Annotated in this window: 1 protein-coding gene; it reads right to left on the bottom strand. The window is 54.7% G+C overall.

Features of this window, described 5'->3' with window-relative positions; translation table 11 throughout:
- The coding region (locus DU29_RS0127990; protein WP_028624665.1) for an IS110-like element IS1492 family transposase at nt 1-755 on the bottom strand (755 nt) is incomplete at its 3' end.
- Between the last annotated feature and the right edge of the window lie 113 nt (nt 756-868).

Genomic DNA, 868 nt, shown 5'->3' with positions numbered 1-868 from the left:
GGCGTCAGTCCGAGCCATGCAGCCACTTGGCGACCATTTCTGAAGTCGTGCCCATCCCCAATACTGGCAACCAAGGCACTCGCCGTGGTCGAGCCAACCCCGCGCAATTGCAGCAATCTACGGCTACGATCATCTTCACGAGCAATCTGGCTGATTGCTCTATCAAGCTCTACCAAGCGGTCCTCGATATGGCTGGTGTGCTCTAACAGTTCACTCATGCACCGTTTTGCCCAGCCAGGCAAGCTGTCCAGATAAGGGCCAATCTCTCTTCTCAATCGCTCTGGGCTTTGCGGCAGGACCACCCCAAATTCAGAAAGTAATCCCCGCAGTCGGTTGTAAGAAGCTGTGCGCTCTTCGATAAATCCCTGCCGAGTGCGATGAAGGCAAAGAGTCGCCTGTTGATGCTCGTCCTTGACGGGTACGAACCGCATGCTGGGTCGGGTCACTGCCTCACAGATTGCAGCAGCATCTGCTGCATCATTCTTACCGCGCTTACCTGACATCCGATAAGGAGCAACGAGTTTAGGAGCCATCAACCTGACAGTATGTCCGTGCTGAACAAACACCCTCGCCCAGTGGTGCGCCCCTGAGCAAGCCTCCATACCAATCAAACACGGCGGTAACTGCGCGATCAATGGCACCAACTGATCACGCGCAACCTTCGGTTTCACCAATATGGCTTTGCCAGCCTCATTGACGCCGTGAACGGCGAACACCGTCTTGGCTAAATCGATTCCCACCGTGATAACTGACATTGGCTTCCCCTCCAGTAATTGATGCAGTTATGAAACTTCATCATGGCACCTTGATGCCGCCTCGCGACTTTCGCCGCGGACTTGGACGGGGAAGTCCCTTTCATTCGCTAAGC

The organism is Pseudomonas sp. Ant30-3, from assembly GCF_000690905.1.
Classification (GTDB): domain Bacteria; phylum Pseudomonadota; class Gammaproteobacteria; order Pseudomonadales; family Pseudomonadaceae; genus Aquipseudomonas.
This window is presented reverse-complemented; position numbering and strand designations above follow the sequence as displayed.